Annotated in this window: 16 protein-coding genes and 1 tRNA gene; 6 read left to right on the top strand and 11 right to left on the bottom strand. The window is 71.2% G+C overall.

Annotated features, from left to right (window positions below; genetic code table 11):
- Positions 1-94: 94 nt before the first annotated feature.
- Genes ACH4YP_RS18750 through ACH4YP_RS18760 form a run of 3 tightly spaced genes read right to left on the bottom strand, consistent with a single transcriptional unit; the run spans position 95 to position 2,495 of the window.
- On the bottom strand, positions 95-1,297 hold the full coding sequence (locus ACH4YP_RS18750) for a sugar-binding transcriptional regulator (protein ID WP_398491238.1): 1,203 nt from the start codon (positions 1,295-1,297) through the stop codon (positions 95-97).
- Complete coding sequence (locus ACH4YP_RS18755) at positions 1,294-1,848, bottom strand: YkgJ family cysteine cluster protein (RefSeq protein WP_398491240.1); 555 nt, start codon at positions 1,846-1,848, stop codon at positions 1,294-1,296. The genes ACH4YP_RS18750 and ACH4YP_RS18755 overlap by 4 nt, the downstream gene beginning before the upstream one ends.
- The gene (locus tag ACH4YP_RS18760; protein WP_398491242.1) at positions 1,845-2,495 is read right to left on the bottom strand and encodes a hypothetical protein; all 651 of its coding nucleotides are present in this window, start codon (positions 2,493-2,495) and stop codon (positions 1,845-1,847) included. The genes ACH4YP_RS18755 and ACH4YP_RS18760 overlap by 4 nt, the downstream gene beginning before the upstream one ends.
- Before the next feature lie 847 nt (positions 2,496-3,342).
- Here ACH4YP_RS18760 and ACH4YP_RS18765 point away from each other — a divergent pair.
- Positions 3,343-4,707 (top strand): EamA family transporter, encoded by a 1,365-nt coding sequence (locus ACH4YP_RS18765; protein ID WP_398491244.1) that lies wholly within the window; start codon positions 3,343-3,345, stop codon positions 4,705-4,707.
- Positions 4,708-4,761: 54 nt separating this feature from the next.
- Here ACH4YP_RS18765 and ACH4YP_RS18770 read toward each other — a convergent pair whose 3' ends face one another.
- Positions 4,762-7,674: a LuxR C-terminal-related transcriptional regulator gene (locus tag ACH4YP_RS18770; RefSeq protein WP_398491246.1), complete on the bottom strand. Its 2,913-nt coding sequence runs from the start codon at positions 7,672-7,674 to the stop codon at positions 4,762-4,764.
- 198 nt (positions 7,675-7,872) lie between these two features.
- Here ACH4YP_RS18770 and ACH4YP_RS18775 point away from each other — a divergent pair, with 198 nt between their 5' ends.
- A complete protein-coding gene (locus ACH4YP_RS18775) occupies positions 7,873-10,875 on the top strand; it encodes an AAA family ATPase (RefSeq protein ID WP_398491248.1) in 3,003 nt (1,000 codons plus the stop codon).
- A gap of 156 nt (positions 10,876-11,031) precedes the next feature.
- Positions 11,032-11,673 (top strand): response regulator transcription factor, encoded by a 642-nt coding sequence (locus ACH4YP_RS18780; RefSeq protein WP_361069433.1) that lies wholly within the window; start codon positions 11,032-11,034, stop codon positions 11,671-11,673.
- A gap of 25 nt (positions 11,674-11,698) precedes the next feature.
- Here ACH4YP_RS18780 and ACH4YP_RS18785 read toward each other — a convergent pair.
- Positions 11,699-11,775: transfer RNA gene (locus ACH4YP_RS18785), tRNA-Thr, on the bottom strand.
- A gap of 259 nt (positions 11,776-12,034) precedes the next feature.
- Between ACH4YP_RS18785 and ACH4YP_RS18790 the strand changes: the two genes are divergently transcribed.
- The 3 genes from ACH4YP_RS18790 to ACH4YP_RS18800 all read left to right on the top strand — a co-directional run bounded on the left by ACH4YP_RS18790 (position 12,035) and on the right by ACH4YP_RS18800 (position 14,736).
- A complete protein-coding gene (locus tag ACH4YP_RS18790; protein ID WP_361069436.1) occupies positions 12,035-13,171 on the top strand; it encodes a sn-glycerol-3-phosphate ABC transporter ATP-binding protein UgpC in 1,137 nt (378 codons plus the stop codon).
- 236 nt (positions 13,172-13,407) lie between these two features.
- Positions 13,408-13,890, top strand: a complete 483-nt coding sequence (locus ACH4YP_RS18795) for a hypothetical protein (protein ID WP_055612807.1) — start codon at positions 13,408-13,410, stop codon at positions 13,888-13,890.
- 114 nt (positions 13,891-14,004) lie between these two features.
- Positions 14,005-14,736, top strand: coding sequence for a nucleotidyltransferase family protein (locus tag ACH4YP_RS18800; protein ID WP_055612808.1), 732 nt, complete (start codon positions 14,005-14,007; stop codon positions 14,734-14,736).
- Positions 14,737-14,871: 135 nt separating this feature from the next.
- Here ACH4YP_RS18800 and ACH4YP_RS18805 read toward each other — a convergent pair whose 3' ends face one another.
- The 6 genes from ACH4YP_RS18805 to ACH4YP_RS18830 form a co-directional block, all read right to left on the bottom strand.
- Positions 14,872-16,536: a DoxX family membrane protein gene (locus ACH4YP_RS18805; RefSeq protein ID WP_398491251.1), complete on the bottom strand. Its 1,665-nt coding sequence runs from the start codon at positions 16,534-16,536 to the stop codon at positions 14,872-14,874.
- A gap of 191 nt (positions 16,537-16,727) precedes the next feature.
- Complete coding sequence (rlmB, locus tag ACH4YP_RS18810; RefSeq protein ID WP_361070231.1) at positions 16,728-17,684, bottom strand: 23S rRNA (guanosine(2251)-2'-O)-methyltransferase RlmB; 957 nt, start codon at positions 17,682-17,684, stop codon at positions 16,728-16,730.
- Between the two features lie 122 nt (positions 17,685-17,806).
- Positions 17,807-19,204, bottom strand: a complete 1,398-nt coding sequence (gene cysS / locus ACH4YP_RS18815) for a cysteine--tRNA ligase (protein ID WP_361070234.1) — start codon at positions 19,202-19,204, stop codon at positions 17,807-17,809.
- A 300-nt stretch (positions 19,205-19,504) separates the two neighbouring features.
- Positions 19,505-20,005 carry a 2-C-methyl-D-erythritol 2,4-cyclodiphosphate synthase gene (gene ispF, locus ACH4YP_RS18820; protein WP_361058365.1) on the bottom strand — a complete coding sequence of 167 codons (501 nt, stop codon included), beginning with the start codon at positions 20,003-20,005 and terminating at the stop codon, positions 19,505-19,507.
- Entirely contained in the window at positions 19,995-20,744 is a 750-nt protein-coding gene (gene ispD, locus ACH4YP_RS18825) for a 2-C-methyl-D-erythritol 4-phosphate cytidylyltransferase (RefSeq protein WP_398491255.1), read from the bottom strand. The genes ispF and ispD overlap by 11 nt, the downstream gene beginning before the upstream one ends.
- 344 nt (positions 20,745-21,088) lie before the next feature.
- Positions 21,089-21,571 carry a CarD family transcriptional regulator gene (locus ACH4YP_RS18830; RefSeq protein ID WP_006380568.1) on the bottom strand — a complete coding sequence of 161 codons (483 nt, stop codon included), beginning with the start codon at positions 21,569-21,571 and terminating at the stop codon, positions 21,089-21,091.
- Positions 21,572-21,685: the final 114 nt, after the last annotated feature.

The following is a 21,685-nucleotide window of genomic DNA, read 5'->3' on the forward strand; positions in this document are numbered from 1 at the left end:
CACTGTCCTCACTCGGTGGATCGGTGGCTGGTCGGTCACGCGGGCCCCCGAGCCGGGGCGGGTAACAGGAACCGGGATGTGCCGCACGGCGAACTCACGTGGCCGTTTCCACCACGTACGCGTCCCTGGACGCATCTCTGGACGCGTCCAGCAACGCATCCCTGGACGCGTCCTTGACCGCGTCCCTGGCCGCGTCCCTGGAAAAGTCTCTGTACGCGTCCCTCGTCCGCGACGAGTCGTCCGGGCCCTCGTACCAGAGGAGACGGCGTGCGGTCGTCGCGTCCGTGACGACCCCGGTGAGGAGCCCGCTGCCGAGGACGGCGCGGACGGCCCCGGCGCTCCGCGGGCCGCCCGAGACGGCGATCAGCTCGGGCACACCGCGGAGCTGGGCGGCGCTCACGGAGATCGTCCGGGCGTTGAGCTCCGTGGGGATCACGTCACCGGTCGCGTCGAAGACATGGCCGGACATCTCGGCGCACGCTCCGAGCGAGTCGTACGTCTCACGCTCCCGTTCCGTCAGGACGTCGTACAGCGGCGAGAGCGCGGCCTCCCACGCACCGATGCCGACGACGGCCTTGGTGACCCGGCCGAACCGGCCGAGCGTCTCGGCGATGGCCGGCTGGCTCCGCAGGATCGACGCCGTCGGCGCGTTCGGCAGGACGAACGGCGCGTAGAGGGGCAGGGCCTGCCCACCCCCGGCCGCGGCGGTACGGCGGACCGCGGTGACCGCGGGGTCGTTGGCCAGGTCGGGCCCGTGTACGCCGGTCAACTGGACCACCTCGCAGGAGGGCAGCCGGGTGACCGCCTCGCTGAGCGCCTCCACCGCGCGGCTGCCGTCCAGGCCGAGGACGTCGCCCTCCTCGGCGATCTCCGAGATCAGCTGCGCCGCCGCCGTACCGAGCCAGCGGTCGACCTGACGCGTGTCACCCGGAGCCGGAGTACCGCCCTCGCTCCGGGTCAGGCTCACGACGACGGCGTGCCGCAGTCCGAAGCGCTCGGCCAGGGCCTGGGAGAGCGGGGCGTCGATCTCGGCCGGGACGGTGATGTCGATCCGCACGATGTTGTGGGCGACGGCGGCGTCGAGGAGCCGGGCCACCTTGAACCGGCTGATGTCGAACTCCTTGGCGATGTCCACCTTCGACTGGTTCTCTAGGTAGAAACGCCGGGCCACGGACGCGACGAGGAGCTTGTCGATCGGCGCGGGGGAAACCTCCGCCTCGGCGTACTCGTACTCGTACTCGTATTCGTACGCGTGGGCATGGGCCTGCGCGTCCCCGTCGTTCCTCTGCGGCCTCATAAGCCCGGCCCGGTCGGCCCGAGCAGGACTTCGTACAGTTCGCGGGCGGTTCTCTCCCGCTGGTCGGTGTCGACGGCCGCGTTCCACGTCCGCACCAGGCGCCGGTGCTCGGCCCAGGCGGCCCGGTTGCGCTCCAGGTCGCGCCGGTAGGTGGTCAGTTCCATCGCGGCGAGGTTCCAGGAGTCCGGTCCGCAGACGGTCTCCTGACGGATCGCCACCGCACCCCGTTCGAGGGTCGTCGGAAAGTTGCTGCACACCAGCGGGCGATGGGCGTACACGCCGCACCGGGCCTTTCCCGAGGCGATCTCCATCAGGAACACACAGCCTCCGCTCTCCGGTCCGCGGACGAGATACAGGTCGAAGGTGGGCCCGTCGGGCCGCAGCCGGAAGCCCGAGTCGTCCTCAAGAAGGGTGACGAACTCCTCGGGGTGCAGCGCGGTCCCGGCCGCGACCCTGCGGACGTCCGCGGCGGTGACGCCGACCTTGTACCTCCGGCAGCAGTCACCCGTACAGCCCGCGCAGCCGGCGACGTTGACTCCGCTTCCGTTCACCGGTCAGCCTCTCCGGGCCAGGCCGTCCCGGCCTCGCGAGCGGCGTGGGTCTCCAGCAGATAGCGCTGGAAGTCGCGGATACCGGACTCGTCGTCGGACCCGGACCCGGACCCGGAGCCAGTTCCAGATCCAGCCCCCGCACCGGACTCGTCGGGCAGCGCGTTCCACCGTTCGACGACCTCGAACCAGTGGTCCCGGTCCGCGGTCCAGCCGCGCTTGGCGTCCGCCAGCAGTTCCTGGTCGAGGTCCGCCTCGGTCAACTGCCCCGACCCGCCACGAGACTTCGTCGTCCCGGCGGGAGCGCCCTCCCCCAACTGGGCGGGAAAGGCACGGCAGGAGACGGGCGCGAGTTCGCCGACCCCGCAGTGGCCGAGTCCGCCGGCCGTGCGCAGGAGGAAGACACAGCCGTACGGGCCGTTGGCCAGCCGCAGATTCACCCGGCGCCGGCCGCCGTTCGTGACGATCCCGGTCGGGTCGTCGGCGGCGGCGGGCGCGGTCTGCGTCAGATGCCACGGCTCCAGGGCGAGAGCGCGCGAGACACGGACGATGTCCGATCCGGTGACATAGCGCGCCCCGCGGACACAGAGGTTCTCCGTGCGAGAGGCGTGCCATTCGGCGCGGGCACTCGGCGCACTGTCCGTTGTCAACACGTCGGTCCTTCCGTCAGGTTTCACGTCACCATGGGATGATGAACAACTCCCGCCCCACAGACGTCAGTTCGGGGTCACGGCACGTCTTGAGGGGTCGGCGGGGCGGCAGGGTTTCGCACGGCGGCAGGTCGCGCCGCGGCGTGGCTGTCGCCATCACCGCATGACCGCAGCAGGGCTGCACTCACAGCTTAGGAAGCGGCACGGACCGCGATGGACCCTCGGCGCGAACATTGCCCACGGGGACAAGCGACCCTGCCCGTCGGCTCAACGACCGGCACGCACAGACACCGGGCCCTGTATCTGACGCTGACACAGGGCCCGGTGTCGGAAGGCGACGAAAGGCCCGCACGCTCGAAGCGGCGGCCTCAGTGGTCGGCCGCCCGCGGAGATGACCATCGCCGCCGAGCACGGCCCCGCGCAATGTCATTTGCCCGCCAGTGCGCTGCGCACTGCACGGACGGGCCGAATTCGGGTCGTGGCGAGCGCGCGGCACGGTCGGGGGCATCCCTCGATTCCCGCTCCGGCGACGGCTGTTCCCCTCACCCGCGACGAGTCGGCGCCGCAGCCGGTCAACTCCGAACAACGAGCCCCTGATCAGCGCGAACATCGCCGCGACCGGCGCTACGGGCCCTCGACGAACCGGCGCGGTTCCGCCCGGATCACCGCCCCGGGAAGCCACTTCCACCGCCCGTGAGCGGGCGTGGAGCGGCGTTTGAGCAAGGCGGGCGCCACGCCGACCGTCCCCTACAGTCCGTACCGCCAAGAGACGGACCGATGGCTTCCCCCATGCAAACACCGTCGGACCCGCCGTCCCCCCATGCTCGAATCGGAGTCGAGTCCGCGAGTGAGAACCAGAATCGATCCGCTGTCCATCGCCGCGATGGCGGTCGCCGTGGTTTCCATATCCGCCACCGCCCCGCTCACCGCCGCCGCCACCGCGTCGCCGCTCGCCATGGCGTTCTGGCGCAACGCCCTGGGCTTCGCCACCCTCGGACCGTTCCTCCTGATACTGCGCCGCCGCGAGGTGGTCCGCGTCGCACGCGGCGAACGCGGGCTGCTGCGCCGGGAGCAGTGGCGGCCCATGTTCTTCGGCTTCCTCGCGGCCACGGCACTCGCCCTGCATTTCGCGGCCTTCATGACGAGTACGCAGCTGACCTCGGTCGCCATGTCCACCGCGCTCGTCGCCACCCAGCCCGTCTGGCAGGCCCTCATCGCCGCGGGTCAGGGCGTCCGGGCATCCCGCAGGACATGGGCGGGTCTCACGCTCGCCGTGGTCGGAGCGGCCGCGGCCGCCGGTGTGGACATCCAGTCCGGCAGCCGTACGGCACTGCTGGGGGACCTGCTCGCCCTCGCGGGGGCCGTCGCCCAGGCCGCGTACGCCGCGCTGAGCGAGAAGTCGCGGGCCGACGTGAGCACACCCCTGTACTCGACGGTCACCTCGCTGGTCTGCGGTCTCGAACTCCTCGCCGCCTGCTGGCTGTTCGACATCCCGCTCACCGGTTTCGACAGCACCACCCAACTGTCGCTGCTCGGCCTGCTCATCCTCCCCCAGCTCCTGGGGCTCGGCGCACTCAACTTCGTCCTCGGCAGGACATCGGCGACGACGATGAGCGTCCTCCTCCTGCTGGAGACCCCGGTGGCCGCGCTCATGGCATGGTCACTGATGGACCAGGGCGTCGCGGCCGCGACCGTTCCCGGGCTCCTGCTGATCATCGTCGGCGTCACGGTGGTGGTGACCAGCGACAGCGGCGGCAAGCCCGCACCGCGGGAGAACGACCTCCGCGGACCGCACGAACTCCACTGGCAGGACGAACAGCGCCGACGGAACGACCACGGTGCCGGAGCACCCCCGTACCCGGCCCACGCCCCCCACTCGTCCCAACTCCCGCCCGCGGTACGCCCCTCAGTCGGCGTGGCCATCGCCGGAGAGCCGGCGGACAACACACCGGCCCACGCCTTCGACACCTGGGCGGCCTTCGAGACCGCCCGACCGCCAACACTCCGACCGCCAACATCTCGGCACACACCGCTCCGGCCCAACGCCCGCCGGGACCCCCGAGTCGACTGGGCACGCCGCCCCGGGGACGAAAGTCCGACGATCCAGCTCAGCTATCACGGGGCGGGCGCGTTCGACACCATCTTCCTGGGCGGCCGGTCACTCGAACGCGAGGAACCGAGGCCGGACTTCGAGAACACCCACGGGACCTAGTACGCCTGGGACGCAATGCACTTGGGTGCACCTGGGACCCAGGTCTCCTGAGACCTAAGACCCCGGCACCAGGCCCTGTCGCGCGAGGCTGCCGTCCACCCAGGCCGCGGCCAGCTCCACCCGGGAACGGCAGCCCGTCCGCTGGAACAGCCGCGAAAGCCGCTGCTCCACGGTCTTCTCGCTGCACGCCAGCCGGGCGGCGATCTGCCGGTTGGTGGACCCGTCGCTCACCATGCCGATCAGCCGCACCTCGCGATCGCTCAGCCCCGCCCGGGCCGCCCGGCGCCTGGGGATCGACACGTTCCGCCGCCGCGCCGCCGCGCCGAGCAGGCTGCGGACGGGCCGCCCCATGCCCAGCGCGTGCCCGCTCCGCGTCGCCTTGTCCAGCCACAGCTGGGGGTCGTCACCGACCTCCGTCAGACACTGGCAACAGTCCACGCTCAACGGCAGATCCACCCGCCGCCGCACCAACCGGTACGCGGCCAGCGCGCTGTCCGCGTCGCCGTGCACCATCCCGCGGGCGACGAGCACCGCCTCGTACGTCATGGGCGAGGCGGCCTCCTCGTACAGCGCCTCCAGTTCCTCCAGAGTCCGCCGCGTCGCCTCCGGGCTGTCGCCCCGTACCGTGATCGACAGCATCCGCAGCAGCACCCTGTCGAGGCCCGCGAGCAGTCCGTTCTCGCGGGCCCGCCGCACGTCGTGCCGTGCCGCTTCCAGGGCCTCGTCCGCCGAGGCCTTTGCCGCCGGGGCCTTGTCCGCCTGCCCCGACCAGTACCGGACGCCCAGCCGCGCCCGGGCCACCAGCGGATGGCAGACCGAGTCCGGGATCAGGTCCAGCCACTCGCGGGCGCGCCCCAACTCCCCGCGCATGAGCTGGATCTCGGCCGCCAGCGCCCGGGCCGGCTGTCCGACGCCGGCCGCGCTCCCGGACCTGCCCCGCGTCTCGATCCGGCGGGCGCACGACAGGGCACCGTCCCAGTCCCCCGTCAGATAGTCGCGCACCATGAAGTGGTACCGGACGGCGGTGCTCTCCCCCGCCGCGACGTACCGCTCACCGAGCACGGCCTCAAGAGCACCCGCCAGATCCCCGTACGCGGCGGCGTTCCGCAGCCGGTCCAGGGCCGCCTCGCCGAGGGCCTCCCCGGGCAACTCCCGCCGAGCCAGCTCGAATTCGGCGCCGCTTCCCACGGCGGCGGCCAGCAGCCGCACTTCCGCGGGCGACGGAACCGGCCCGGGGCCGGAGCCGGACTCCTGCGCGGCCGGCCCCGGCCGTGGTGTCGTCGGCCGACCCGGGCCGATCCCGTACCGTCCGCCGACCGCCGCCAACTCCTCGGCGGCGGGCACCCGTTCGAGCGCCGCACGGTACCGGGGGTCGGCGTCCTCGCCGTACGGAGACCGGTGCTCGTGCAGTGCCGACAGAGCCCCTGCCCGGGTGACCCACTCCAGACCGTTCCGGTCGCCGCTGTCCCCCGGGTCCCCCCGGTCCGCCTGATCGTCCCCGTGGGGCACGTCGAGGCAGGCCAGCAGCGGCTCGCCGAGCGCCAGTACGCCGAGGTGGTCGGAGTGCCGCAGGCTCAGCCCGGCGGACTCGTGCAGCACACCGGGTGTTCTGGGGTCGTGCGGCGGCAGATGCCGCAGCACCGAGTGGTAACTGCGCACCGCCCACTCCTGGTTGAACCTGACACTGCTGCCGGCCGCCGCCAGCAGCAACGGCACCGCCAGGGCGTCGTCGAGCATCGCGCCCGCCGCCGCCACATGGCCGGCCAGCCGCGGTCGCCGGGTGCCCGCCGCGGTGGCACCCAGCCGGTCCGTCACCAGCCTGGTGATCGCGGCGTGCAGCGACCGCACCTCGCCGCGGGCTGGCAGCGTCCGCAGCGCCGCCGCGAGCGCCGGAACGGCGAACGCGATGCGCCCGTCCTGACCGACCGTCACCACCCGGTCCCCGACCAGCCCGTCCACCGTACGGCCGACGGCTTCGAGCGGCCCGTCCGGCGACTTCACGCGGTGCAGGTCCTCAAGCCGTACCTCGGCCCGCTCGACCAGACCGGCGAGCACGGCCGCCGCCGCGACCGTGCCGGCGTCCGGTGGCGTGTCCGGCCAGCAGAGCCGGCCCAGTTCAGCGGCGTCCGCCGTGAGCCGCAGCCCGCCCTCCGGCACGGTCAGGCACACCTGGCCGTCGAGTTCGACCAGTCCGCCGCGCTCCTCCAGCGAGGCGAGCACCGACAGCACGGCGGCCGGACTGCCCGCCAGCGGGCCCAGCGAGGCCAACACCGCCGTCACCAGGTCGGGTTCGACAGGACGGCCCAGCCGCCGCACGAGCAACGCGCCGACATCGGCCGACGACAGCGGCGGCAGTACGAGCACCCGGTCGGCCGCCGCGGGCAGTTGCGCGGCCGTGACGTGCCCCGGGCCCATCGACCGGCCGGCCATCACCACCGGCACGCCCGCCGGGCGGAACGTACGCAGCAGCACCCCCAGCGCGGAGGCCGTCCGGGCCGGCATCCGCTCGGTGCCGTCCAGGACCAGTGCGAAGGGGAACTCACGGGCCGCGTCCGCCAGCACCTCGCCCAGGGTGGACAGCAGGGCCACCTCACCGCCGGGGCCGGTGGCCCGCGCCTGCACCCGGCGTACCGCGGCGATGCGCGCCGGCAGCCGGCCGTCGTGCACCTTGGCGAGTACGCCGCAGACGGCGTCCGTGAGAGCGGCGGCACCGTCCGCCTGGCCCTCGCCGGATTCCCAGCCGAACCGCAGAACCCTGCCGCCCTCCTGGACCACCACCTGCCGCGCCTGTTCCAGCACGGCGGTCTTGCCGGTCCCGGCGCCACCGGTGACGAGCAGGGTCCGGGCCACGGCACCGGTGGTGCGTGCGGTGGTGGGCCCGGCGGTGTGTCCGGTGGTGCGTAACGCCTCGGCCACGTCCTCGACTTCACCGTGCCGGCCGACGAGAGGTGAAGAGTGCTGCTGCACGACGACTCCCTGTTGTCCCAATTTCTCCATGCCGAACCACTTCATGAGAATTGGAGTCGTCCAAATGACCGAACAGACCAACTTCTTGTACCGGGTTTGCCATGATTGCAGGCACTGGACCGAGACCCGTCCGTCGGGTCGGTCCGAGGCGGGCGCCGCCCGCCCGGTACGTGAATCCTCGAAGGTTGCGGTGGAGAAGTGGCTGCTCGGACAGACACCGAGTTGGTCTTCGGCGGCACGGCCGCACGATTCCACCAGCCGGGCGAGGACCTGCTCGGCCGAACAGCCGAGTCGGACGAGACCGACCGCTGCCTCCACGACCCGGCCGGGCCACGCCTGGTACTCGTCCGCGGCGAACGGGGCATCGGACGCACCCAGTTCGCGCACGCCACCGCCGAGCGACTGCGCGCGGGAGGCATCACGGTCCTGCCCGTCGTCTGCGTCCCCGGTGACGACGAACGCCCTCAACTGCTGGCGCTGCGCATCACCATGGCCCTGGAAGAACACGGGTCCACCACGACCAAGCGCAAGCCCGCACACAAGCCGGCCGCCGAGGCGCTGTCCGCGATGAAACGCGGCGACCGGACAGCCATGGCCGACGCACTCACCGCCGCTCTGGCGCGACCGACCCCCGCGGTCGTACTCGTCGACGACGCCCACCACGCCGACACCGAATCCCTCGCTCTCCTCGACGAGACCGACTTCGACCGGCTCCCGCCCGGCATCCGGCTGATGCTCACCGCCGTCCAACACACCACACCGGCCCGCACACCCCCGTCCCCCGTCCCCGGCCGGGCCATGGACCGGCTCACCCACAACCCGGCGGCACACACGATCTCGCTGTCACGCCTCACCCTGGACGACGCCACCGCCATGGTGACGCAGCGGCTGCGGTCGGCACCCGACGCCGACCTGATGCGGCGCCTCCACGAGCTGAGCCGAGGCATCCCCGGCGCACTGGACGCCCTCCTCGCCGAATGGACGGCACAGGACGCGATACGCACGGCCGACGGCCACGCCTTCCTCGGTACCGGCGCTCCGGTACCACCGCTGCCGGACCACGACCGGTACGTAGCGGCGCTGTGTGCGCTGAAGGAACCGTCCGGCACGGTGGCCACGGCACTGAGCATCCTGTGGCCGCTCGGCCGCCCGGCCGAATCCCTGGTCGCGTCGTCCACCGGGCTGCCCACCGAATCCGTGACCGCCGGCATCCGCACCCTGGTCGACGCGGGCATCCTCGACGAACTCCCCGGCCGGACCCCCACCTCCGCACCACGCGGCTGGACCTTCCGCGTCCCACTCCTCGCACACACCGTCCGCGAACGCCTGGGCCCCGTAAGACGCAGCCACCTGTCCGCCGCGGCGGTGGAGGTGCTGTGGGCGGACGGGGCGCCGGGGGACACCGAGAGCCGGGCGGACGCCGGGAACCGGACAGGTGCCGGGAACCGGACGGACGCCGGAGCCGCCCCACAGGCCCCACCCACACCCACACCCACACCCCCGCCCCCGCCCGCGCTCCTCGAAGAGGCGGACGCCGAGACCTATCTCCCCGACCGGATCGCCGACGCCGGATTCCTGGTCGACAGCGACCGCGCGGTGGCAGAACTGACAGCCGCCGCACGATCGCTGTACCCCGACCTCGAACACCGGGGAATGCTGCGGTGGCACCGGGGAGCCGTCCGCCTCATCGAGGAGCAGTACGACCGCGACCTCGCCATACTGCGCAGCGGCCAGGCCGCCTACGGCTGCGGCGACTACCGGACGGCCCGCACGGCGGCCGAGTGGCTCGTGTGCGGCCCCGCCGAGGACCTCGACCCACCGACGGTTCACGAGGCCGCCACCCTGCTGGTGGCGTCGGCGGCCGCCGAACGGGACTGGCCGGCCCTGTCCCGCATGGGCACCGCACATTGGTGGGAGGGACTGCCGCTGTCCGCCATGGCCACCGTGTCCGGCCGCGTCCAGGCACTGTGGCAGCTGGACAACTGGCAGGAGGCACTGACCCTCATGTCGCGGACCGAGCGGGTATGGCAGGCCACCCCGGCCAGCCGCGCACTGCTGGAACTGTTCGGCAGCGCCGCGGAGTACGTACTGGGCCGCCCGGACCGGTTCACACACGCACTGACCCAGCCGGAGGAACCCGGCCTGCCTCCCAGCAAGGCGTTCGCGAAGTACGTCGCCCAGTTCGACGTACTGCTCGGCAGCGGCGACCTGGGAGCGGCGGCGAACCTCCTGGCCACCCGACAACTGCACGTCGAACTCCTCCCCCAGGCCAGCCGGTTCCTGTGGCACCACATCAACGGGCGGTGGGACGAGGCACTCGCGCTGGCACGCCGGCTCCTGGCCAACGGCGGACTGCTGAACGTGGTCCCCGGACACCACCTGCTCCCCGCCCGCACGGCGGCCGTCCTCCTCGCCCGAGGACGAGCCACCAGCGCCGACCGCCTGATCAGCAGCGTGCGCGAACCGGTGAACGGGCCACTGGAACACATCCTGGACCACGCCCAAGCCGAAGTACTGCGCACCCTCGGCGACCCTCGCCGGGCCGAGGAACTGCTGCGACGCGGCCTGCGCGCGGCGGACGAACGCGGCTCCTTCTACGGCACCGACGAACTGCTGGCCCCACTCGCCGAGATACACGCGGAAGCGGGACACACGGACCGGGCGACGGCCTGCCTGCAGCGCCTCGAACGGACGGCCGAGCAGATGAACAGCGGCCGGACACGGCTCCTGTACCTACTGACGTCCGGAAACGTCCTGGGCCCGGACTCCACCGAAGCCCACAAGCACCTCCACGAGGCGGTCGACCTGGCCCGCTCCCGCACCCAGCCGTACGAAACGGCGCTCACACTCCTGACCGCCGTACGCGCCCACGCGGCCCCGGCGACCCTGCTGCACGAGGCGTACGAACGGTTCGACGAGCTGGGTGCCACCCTGTGGCGCTTCCACACCAGGACCGCGATGCGCGAGGCCGGGCTGACCGTACCCGGCCGCAAACAGGCCACGGCGGAGAACCACCACCTGCTGGCCACCCTGCTCGCCGAGGGACTCACCAACCGCCAGATCGCACACGCACTGCGGCTCAGCGAGGACGCGGTCGCCAACCGCCTGTCCCGGCTGTTCGCACGCACCGGTATGCGATCCCGCACCGAGGTCGTGACAGCCGTACTCACGGGCAACCCGATGCCGGCGGACGACCACTGACCCCATCCGCCCCCTCCGCTCCACCCGTCCCGCTCGTGCCAGATTTCCCTCTCCTTAACGAACGAGGGGTACGCGTAAGCGGAATGAGGCAACCTCACGTGCCACCATCAACCTCCTGAACGGCATGGACCACTTGGGTTCCCGAATGGGGGGCTAATGCCTCAGCAGGTACTCACAGACACCGTGCGCGTGGCGATCCACGCACCCGACGCCATCGTCCGCGCCGGACTGCTCAGCTATCTCCACAACGACCGCCGCATCCGCGAGGTCCCACCGGACAAACTCCGCGAGGCGGACGTCATCGTCGTCACCGTCGACGTCGCCGACACCTCCACCCTCGACCTGCTGCGCAGCCTGTGCGACAGACCGGACGCACGGTTCGCCGTGGTGGTGGGCAAGGAGTGGCACGCCGACGTCTCGGCCGCCGTCGACCGCGGGGTCCGCGCCGTCCTCTGGCGCGACTCCTTCAGCCAGGGGGCCTTCATCCGAACCCTGCACACCATCGCGGACGGCGGCGGAAGCCTCCCGCCCACTCTCCAGGGCACCCTGATGGAACAGGTTCGCTGGGCCCAACGCGAAATACTGGCCCCCCGAGGCCTCACCGCATCCGGCATCAGCCCCCGCGAGGTGGACGTACTCCGCCTGGTCGCCGAGGGCAAAGAACTATCCGAAATAGCGACAAAGCTGTCCTACTCGGAACGCACCGTCAAATACATCCTCTACGGCGTAATGAAGCGCCTACAACTAAGAAACCGCGCCCACGCGGTCTCCTACGCAATCCGAGCGGGCATCATCTGACCCGCTCGCGGGCCACCCTCGTCACTGGAGCCCCCTGTCGGATTCGAACCGACGACCTACGCATTACAAGTGCGTTGCTCTGGCCATCTGAGCTAAGGAGGCGGGGCCCGCGCACGGGCGGGCCGGGTGCGCGCACGCATGCACGCCCGTGCAGTGTACCCACGTCACAGCGGGCCCCCGTCGAAAATTTCCTCGAACTTCATCGCCCTCGGAGTACTGACAGAACGTGTGAACGCGAGGTAGCGTCCTGAACCAGTCCACTCATGTGGACTACACCACTACGGACCGTTCCGCAGTGGTTACACCACCTTTACTACGGATCGTCCGGCACGTTCCTGCCGGTGAAGGGGGCCTACGACCCATGGCCACTGTCTCGTTCAACAAGGCGACCCGCATCTACCCGGGTGGCGACAAGCCCGCCGTCGACCAGCTCGAACTCGACGTCGCGGACGGCGAGTTCCTCGTCCTCGTCGGTCCCTCCGGCTGTGGAAAGTCCACCTCCCTGCGGATGCTCGCGGGTCTTGAGGACGTCAACGCCGGCTCGATCCACATCGGTGACCGCGACGTCACGCACCTGCCGCCGAAGGACCGGGACATCGCGATGGTGTTCCAGAACTACGCGCTGTACCCGCACATGACGGTCGCCGACAACATGGGCTTCGCGCTCAAGATCGCCGGCGTCAACAAGGCCGAGATCCGCCAGAAGGTCGAGGACGCGGCGAAGATCCTCGACCTCACCGACTACCTGGCGCGCAAGCCGAAGGCCCTCTCCGGTGGTCAGCGCCAGCGTGTCGCCATGGGTCGCGCCATCGTGCGTGAGCCCCAGGTCTTCCTCATGGACGAGCCGCTGTCGAACCTCGACGCCAAGCTCCGCGTCTCGACCCGTACGCAGATCGCGTCGCTGCAGCGCCGCCTCGGCATCACCACCGTGTACGTCACCCACGACCAGGTCGAGGCCATGACCATGGGCGACCGGGTGGCCGTGCTGAAGGACGGTCTGCTCCAGCAGGTGGACAGCCCCCGCAACATGTACGACCGTCCGAAGAACCTCTTCGTGGCCGGCTTCATCGGCTCTCCGGCGATGAACCTGATCGAGGTCCCGATCACGGACGGCGGCGTGAAGTTCGGCAACAGCGTGGTGCCCGTCAACCGCGAGGCCCTCAAGACCGCCGCCGACAAGGGTGACACCACGGTCACCGTCGGCGTCCGTCCGGAGCACTTCGACATCGTCGAGCACGACGGCGCCGCGGCCGCCTCCCTGTCGAAGGACACCGAGGACGCCCCGGCCGGCCTCGCCGTGACGGTGAACGTCGTCGAGGAGCTCGGCGCCGACGGCTACGTCTACGGCAGCGCCAAGGTCGGCGAGGACCTCAAGGACCTGGTCGTCCGCGTCAGCGGCCGCGCGGTGCCGGACAAGGGCGCCACGCTGCACGTCGTGCCGCGTCCGGGCGAGACCCACGTGTTCTCGACGTCCACCGGCGAGCGCCTCTCCGACTGACCGAGCCGGTCGGGCCGACCGGGCCCGACCCGGCCGATCCCGGAGAATTCACCCAGGTTGACGAAGAAGGCCCCGCAGGCTGCTGCGGGGCCTTCTTCGTTGTCGACAAATACCCCGGCAGAACGGGCATTTCGATACCCGTACGTCAACATCAAACTCGAAAACGACGGTTTACCCGTCCCCCGAACTGATTACTAAATGTCGCCAAATCATCACCCCGCGCTACCCTCACTCGCGTGAAGCACTCCACTAACCACTCGACGCGACACGGCCGTGGTCCCGCCGGCCGACCGACACGGCACGGCCGCGGTCCGGCCCGCCGGATCGGCCGTACTCTCGCCCTCGTTCTGCCCGTCGTCCTGGTGCTCTCCGGGACGCTGGCGGTCACCCGAGTCAACTGGTCGGGAAACAGCTCCTCGACGTCGGTGCTCGCCGCATCCGCCGAGGACGTCTCCCGACGCGCCCCGTCCCGCGCCCCGCAGGACGTGCTGCGCGACAAGCTCCTCCTCGAACTCCAGGAGAAGAACCCGGGCGTTGCCCTCACCCATCTCCAGGAGGCGGTGAACGGCCGTCCGTCGCTCGCCAGTCACTGCGCGTCCATCGCCCGCGCCCTGGGCCGCGCCGCGGTCCGCGCGTACGGCCCGACCCGAGCCCAGTCGTTCGCCCGCCCGGTCTGCGACACGTCCTTCGCCACGGGCGTGGCAGCCCAGCACACCTGAGGCGCCAGGAGGGCCCGCGCCTCGGCAGGCCCGCGGATCCCCACCCCGCGCAGCCTCACAGTCCCGCAGAAGCCCACCCGCAAATCCCGCGGGGCGCCACGTACAGTTCGGGTCATGACCGATCCGAACGCCGCGTCGCGCCCCGTTCAAGCCGTCGTCCTGGCCGGCGGCCAGGGCTCGCGGCTGCGTCCCTACACCGACGACCGTCCCAAGCCGATGGTCGAGATTCCCGGCACCGGGACCCCGATCATCGGCCACCAGCTGGCCTGGCTCGCCGAGGAGGGCGTCACCGACGTCGTCGTCTCGTGCGGCCATCTCGCCGAGGTGCTCCAGCAGTGGCTGGACTCGGCCGACCTGCCCGTCTCCGTGACCACCGTGGTCGAGACGGAGCCGCTGGGCCGCGGCGGCGGCCTCAAGTTCGCCGCCAAGCACCTGCCCCACCCGGACCGCCCCTGGTACGCGACGAACGGCGACATCTGGACCCGTTTCTCGCTGCGTGAGATGGCGGACTTCCACACCGAGCGCGACGCGGTGGCAACCCTCGCGCTGGCCCGCCCCCGCATCCCGTGGGGCGCCGTCGAGACCGACGACTTCGGCCACATCACGGATTTCATCGAGTCCCCGCCGACCGCGTACGGCATCAACGCGGGTGTGTACGTCTTCTCCCCCGAGTTCGCCGCCCTGCTGCCCGACCTCGGCGACCACGAGCGGTCCACGTTCCCCCGCCTGGCCCGTGAGCGCCGTCTGGCCGGCTATCCGATCCCGCAGGGCGCGTACTGGCGCGCGATCGACACCGCGAAGGACCTCACGGAGGCCGCCAAGGAGCTTGCGGCGCTGGGGCGTTGAGGCTGCACTTACTCCGCTCCACGAACGTGGCAGGTACGACGATGGGGCCCGGCACCTGAGTGGTGCGGGCCCCATCGTCGTACGGTCCTTCGCCGCCGTACCGGCTTGGCCGTGCCGCCCTGTCGGCGGGCGGTGTCAGCCCAGCAGGCCGCCCACGAGTCCGGAGCCGCCGCCGGAGCCTGAGCCGCCACCGCTGCCGCCGCCCGTGCTTCCGCCGGAGCCGGTGCCGCCTCCGCTGCCGGTGCCGCCGCCCGAGCCCGCACCGCCGGTGGTGCCGCCCGAGGAGGACGGGCCGGCGGTGGTGCTGGGTGCCTGCGGCGGGGCCGACTGCTGGGGCGGGGCCTGACCGGAGCCCTGCGTCTGGCTGGGCTGTCCGGCACCGGCGCCCGCGGTCTCGCGGGCCGCGCCCGGTGTGGTCGCGGCGGCGCCCGAGGGGCTCGCGGAAGTGGCGCCCTGGGTGGGCGAGTTGGCCGCCGAGGGGCTTTCCTTGTGCCGGCGCCGGCCGGGCTCCTCCGGGAGCGGGGAGCCGGGCAGTTCGTTGCGCGGGGCCTCGCCGGGGCCGGGGACGACCACGCGGTCGGCGTCACGGACGGCGCCGCCGAGCAACGAGCCGATGAGCAGGGTGAGTCCGACGACGATGGTCGTGACGACCGCGCCCCGGCGCAGGACGCGGCTGCGCAGCTCCCAGATGTCGGTGCGGGGCCCGAGCGTGCGCCAGGCCTCGCCGGCGAGGCGGCCGTCGATGGAGTAGACGGGGGCGCCCGCGATGATCAGCGGGGACCAGGCGGCGAGGTAGATGATGTCCGGCGCGTCGTAGGCGGGGACGGACTTCCAGCTGACGGTGAGGAGAAGGGCCGCCGACAGCAGTGCGCCGACGACCGCGGCGATCCGCTGCCACAGGCCGAGCACGGTGAGGACGCCGACGATGACCTGGAAGAAGGCGATGAGGAGTCCGGCGCCGACGGGGTGTTCGAGGGCGAACTGGCGCAGTGGCTCGGCGAGTTCCCAGGGGTGCAGGGAGTTGAGCCACTTGACCATGGAGCCGCGCTTGCCGCCGTCGAAGTAGACGGGGTCGCAGAGCTTGCCCATGCCGGCGTAGATGGAGATGAAGCCGAGGAAGACGCGCAGCGGGAGCAGGACGACGCCGAGGTTCATCCGGCGGCCGGGGTAGTACCCGTGCCGGACGGGGGCGGCGCCGTGCCGCCTGAGCTCGCCGTCGTCGTCCCGGTACTCGTCGTCGTAGGAGTCGTCCTCGAACTCGCCCTCCGTGTACGGGCGTTCGTCGATCTCCTCGTACGCGCTGCCCGCGCTGCGCATCTTCGGCAGGAGGCGGGTCTCGGGGCCGCGGACGGTCGGCGTCTCGACGGTGGCGTCGACGTCGAACCCGGGGGGTCCGCCCTCGCCGACGCGCGGGATGACCTGGGTCGCACCGCCGTCGCCGGCGGGTGCCTCGGCGCCGTGCCGCAGACTCGTGCTCCGCACCGCCTGCAACAGCCGGGTGGCGCCGGTGTCGTCGGGGGCGGACTTCCCGCTCCAGACGACGGGCGCGCGGCGGCGAGTGCCTGCGGTGGTTCCGACGACGGGGATGCGCGCGGTGTCCTCGCCCGAGCTCAAGTGCCGCGCGGCGCGCGGGGACTGGGCCCGCGGGGAGGCGTTCAGCTGCACGCGGAAGCTCGCATGATTGACGATGACCTGCGCCGGATCGCTCGGCACCTTCACCATGCTCAGCGCGGGAGCGTCGTCGAATCCCAACGAGCGGTCCCCCGTGGGTGTGCGGGGTGTTCTGGTGTCCACACTCATCTAACCGAGTGACGTGTGTTTAGGACACTGCTTTGACCGGCCCGATCTGTCCGGACCCCGTCAAGATCAACGAGGTGCGGTCAAGGGGCCCGGTTCCGGGCCCCTTGAGGGGTGCGGGGCTGTGATATATGCGGCTCCCACGCACCCGCGGATCACCACACCCCGGCGTCGGCCGAGCCGGCGATCCGGTACTAGGCCCGCTTCCGCGAAGCCTCGTACAGCACAACTCCCGCGGCCACACCGGCGTTCAGCGACTCCGTGCCGCCCGGCATCGGGATCCGCACCCTGAAGTCACAGGTCTCACCGACGAGTCGGGAGAGCCCCTTGCCCTCGCTGCCGACGACGATGACGACGGGCCCGCCGAGCGCCTCCAGTTCGCCGACCTCGGTCTCGCCGTCCGCGGCGAGGCCGACCACGATGAGGCCGGCCTTCTTGTAGGACTCAAGGGCGCGGGTCAGGTTGGACGCGCGGGCGACGGGCGTGCGCGCCGCGGCGCCCGCGGACGTCTTCCACGCACCGGCGGTCATGCCGGCCGCACGGCGCTCGGGCACGACGACCCCGTGGCCGCCGAACGCGGAGACGGACCGGACGACGGCACCGAGGTTGCGCGGGTCGGTCACGCCGTCGAGCGCGACGATCAGCGGGTCCCTGCCCTCGTCGTACGCGGCGGCCGCGAGGTCCTCCGGGTGCGCGTACTCGTACGGCGGGACCTGGAGGACGAGCCCCTGGTGGTTGAGGCCGTTGGTCATGCGGTCGAGCTCGGGGCGGGGGGCCTCCATGAGGTGGATGCCGCCGCGCTCCGCGGCGAGCTGGAGCGCCTCGCGCACCCGCTCGTCGTTGTCGATGAACTGCTGGACGTAGAGCATCGACGCCGGGACGCCCTCGCGCAGCGCCTCGACGACGGAGTTGCGCCCGACGACCATCTCGGACGTGCCCTTGCCGCCCCGGCCGCCGCGCGGCGACGGGCGGCGTACGGTCTGCTTCGCGTTGGCCTTGGCGACGGCGCCGGCGATGCGGTTCTTCTTGTGACCCTTGCGCGCTTCGGCGGGCGGGGTCGGACCCTTGCCTTCCAGGCCCCGGCGTCGCTGGCCGCCACTGCCGACCTGCGCGCCCTTCTTGCCGGACATGCGGCGGTTGTTAGCGGCCATGACCTACCTGTCTGTGTGAGGGCGTACACGCGTACGCCTCTGGTGTACGTGTCTGTGAAATGTCGTGCGTCTATGAGTGTGCCGCCCGGAGACCCGAGCGGCACAATCGATCAAGGAAAAGCTCAGCGCGGGCCGAGTGTCCAGCGCGGCCCCTGGGGGCCGTCCTCGATCACGAGCCCGGACTGGTTGAGCTGGTCACGGATGGCGTCGGCGGTGGCCCAGTCCTTACGGGTGCGGGCGGACTCGCGCTGCTGCAGCACCAGTCGTACGAGCGTGTCGACGACTCCGTGCAGGTCCTCGCCGCGGTCGTTCTCGCCCGCCCAGTGCGGGTCGAGCGGGTCGAGTCCGAGGACGGCGAGCATGGCGCGGACCTCGGCCAGCCGTGCGACCGCCGCTTCCTTGTCGTCGGCGGCCAGCGCGCTGTTGCCCTGGCGGACCGTGGTGTGCACGACGGCGAGGGCCCCCGGGACGCCCAGGTCGTCGTCCATCGCCTCGGCGAAGGCCGGCGGGACCTCGGCCGCGGGCTCGACGGCTCCGGCCTTCTCCACCACCCGCTGCACGAAGCCCTCGATCCGCGCGAACGCGGACTCGGCCTCGCGCAGTGCTTCCTCGCTGTACTCGATGGTGGAGCGGTAGTGCGGGGTGCCGAGGTAGTAGCGCAGCACGATGGGCCGCCACGCCTTGACCATCTCGCTCACGAGTACGGAGTTGCCGAGGGACTTGGACATCTTCTCGCCGCTCATGGTGACCCACGAGTTGTGCACCCAGTAGTGCGCGAACTCGTCGCCGAAGCCCCTGGCCTGGGCGATCTCGTTCTCGTGGTGCGGGAAGATCAGGTCGATGCCGCCGCCGTGGATGTCGAAGGCGGGGCCCAGGTACTTGTGGGCCATGGCGCTGCACTCCAGGTGCCAGCCGGGCCGCCCCCGGCCCCAGGGCGTCTCCCAGCTCGGCTCGCCGGGCTTCACGGCCTTCCACATCGCGAAGTCCCGCGGGTCCCGCTTCCCGGTCTCGCCGTCCTCGGCGGGCTGGCGCAGCTCGTCCAGGTCCTGGTTGGACAGGGCCAGATAGCCGGGCAGGGAGCGCACGTCGAAGTACACGTTCCCCTCGGCCTCGTACGCGTGCCCGCGCTCGATGAGCGTGCGCATCATCTCGACCATCTCGGTGATGTGGCCGGTCGCGCGCGGCTCGTACGTCGGCGGGAGGCAGCCCAGCGCCGTGTAGCCGTCGTTGAACGCCCGCTCGTTCTCGTAACCGATCGACCACCACGGCCTGTTCTGCTCGGCGGCCTTCCTGATGATCTTGTCGTCGATGTCCGTGACATTCCGGATGAACGTCACGTCATAGCCGCGGTGCTCGAACCAGCGGCGCATGATGTCGAAGTTGAGGCCCGACCTGATGTGCCCGATGTGCGGGGCCGCCTGCACGGTGGCGCCACAGAGGTAGATCGAGACACAACCCGGCGTGATCGGGGTGAAGTCACGGATCTGCCGGGCGCTGGTGTCGTACAGGCGAATAGTCACCCCTCCAGGGTAGTGGCCGCCGACCAGTGCCCCGAGACCCTTCCGACACATGGCTCACGATTCGTGACATCCACGCCGGGGGCGTCCGGCCCGGCCTTTTTTCGCCCCCGCCGCCCCTTCCCGTCCCGTCCCTGGGGGCTGCCGCCCCCAGACCCCCGCATCGCGCTGACGCGCTCGTCCTCAAACGCCGGACGGGCTGAAAATCAGCCCCTCCGGCGTTTGAGGAGCGGGGGTTCGGGGGCGGAGCCCCTGAGTAAGTGAGGGGAATGGGTAGGGGCGGCGGGGGCGAAAAAAGCCCCCTCACCCCACCCGAGCCACCAACGCCGTGGCCACCGCCATCAACCCCTCGCCCCGCCCGGGAAACCCGAGCCCGTCCGTGGTCGCGCCGGACACCGACACCGGCGCCCCCACGGCCTCGGAAAGAATCTTCTGCGCCTCGTCACGCCGCTTGCCGATCTTGGGGCGGGGCCCCACGACCTGAACGGCCACGTTCCCGATGGTGAACCCCCCGGCGCGAACGATCCGCGCCGCCTCCGCCAACAGCACAACCCCCGACGCCCCGGCCCACTCGGCCCGCCCGGTCCCGAAGTGCTGCCCGAGATCCCCCATCCCCGCCGCGGAGAAGAGCGCGTTGCAGGCGGCATGCGCGACGACGTCCGCGTCGGAGTGCCCGGCGAGCCCCGGCCCCTCCCCCTCCCACTTCAACCCCGCGCACCACAGCTCACGCCCTTCCTCGAAGGCGTGAATGTCGGTACCGATACCGACGAGCGGCAACAGTGGAACAGGGATCTCAGAAGCCATCGTTCAACCTCCGCCGCGCCAGAACGGCCTCCGCCAGCACCAGGTCCAGGGGACGCGTCACCTTGAACGCCTCCTCGTGCCCGGGCACGACGACCACCCGGAGCCCGAGCTGCTCGACCATGCTCGCGTCGTCGGTGACGTTCTCGGTGACGGTCTCGTGCGCGCGCACGAGCGTGTCGCGGTCGAACCCCTGCGGAGTCTGCACGGCCCGCAGCCGCGCCCGCTCCGGCGTGGCGACGACGGGCTCGGGCTCCCCGGGCGCCGCGGGCTCGACCTGCTTGACGGTGTCCGCGAGCGGCAGCGCGGGCACGACGGCGGGAGCCCCGTCCCGTACGGCCTCGATGACGGCGTCGACGGTGTCGACGGGCACCAGCGGACGCGCCGCGTCGTGCACTAGCACGATGTCGATCCCGGGCGGCAGCGCGTCGAGCCCTATCCGTACGGACTCCTGCCGGCTGTCTCCGCCTGGTACGACGAGGAAGTCGGTCCGCTCGGGCAGGGCGTGTGCGTCGAGGAGGGTCTTCACCTCGGCGGCCCCGTCGGGCGGAGCCACGACGACGACGAGGGAGACGGCACGGGACGCGGCCATGGCGCGTACCGCGTGGATGAGCATGGGGGTGCCGTTCAGCGCGCGAAGCGCTTTGGGGGCGCCCGGACCAAGGCGTACGCCCCGGCCGGCGGCCGGAATCACGGCCGCCGTACGGGCCTCGGAAGGCGAGGGGCGCGAATCGTCAGACATCGGTTCCTGTCAGGTTTGTATGCTCGGCCGACGTGGGTATGGCCTGGGCGTGGTACCCCCGACCGAAGGTTGGCTGGGGGAGTGCCGGGCGCGACGCCTTGACCGGACCCTTCCGTGACATTCGGTCGAGCCGCTGCCCGGGCCCGGCACGCCAAGTATCGGACCCGTGAATGTTCGCCGAGAAATGATCGGAAGAATGTTCGGGGCGCCGGGAGCAAGGTATCCGGGTACGAACATGCCGCAGCGCCCGGCGACAATGGATACGTCATCGGGCACCGCGGCATTTCATTGCGCCGAACCGCTCGTTTCGCCTCTGGTCGGAAGCGATCGGAGCGTGACGGGCGTCAGGACGCGAGGACCTCGTCGAGCAGTGCCTCGGCCTTGTCTTCGTTCGTGTTCTCCGCGAGGGCGAGCTCGCTCACCAGGATCTGGCGGGCCTTGGCGAGCATGCGCTTCTCACCGGCGGAGAGTCCACGCTCGCGCTCACGACGCCACAGGTCACGGACGACTTCCGCGACCTTGATGACATCGCCGGAGGCGAGCTTCTCAAGATTTGCCTTGTAACGACGGGACCAGTTCGTGGGCTCCTCGGCGTACGGCGCGCGCAGTACCTCGAAGACCCGGTCCAGCCCTTCCTGACCGACCACATCACGTACGCCGACGAACTCCGCATTGTCCGCTGGCACACGCACTGTCAGGTCACCCTGGGCGACCTTCAGCACCAAGTAGGTCTTGTCCACGCCTTTGATCTGGCGAGTTTCGATAGCCTCGATCAGCGCGGCCCCGTGATGGGGATAGACCACGGTGTCGCCAACCTTGAACGTCATGTGACAGGTACCCCTTCCGTGGCTATCCAGGGTAACACGGAAACGGCGTGTTCTGAATGGCGTTTTCGCAGGTCAGGGCATATCTCGGGGCTTGACAATCGCGACATGAACGTG

Origin of the sequence: Streptomyces sp. NPDC020747 (assembly GCF_044334695.1) — a bacterium.
GTDB lineage: Bacteria > Actinomycetota > Actinomycetes > Streptomycetales > Streptomycetaceae > Streptomyces.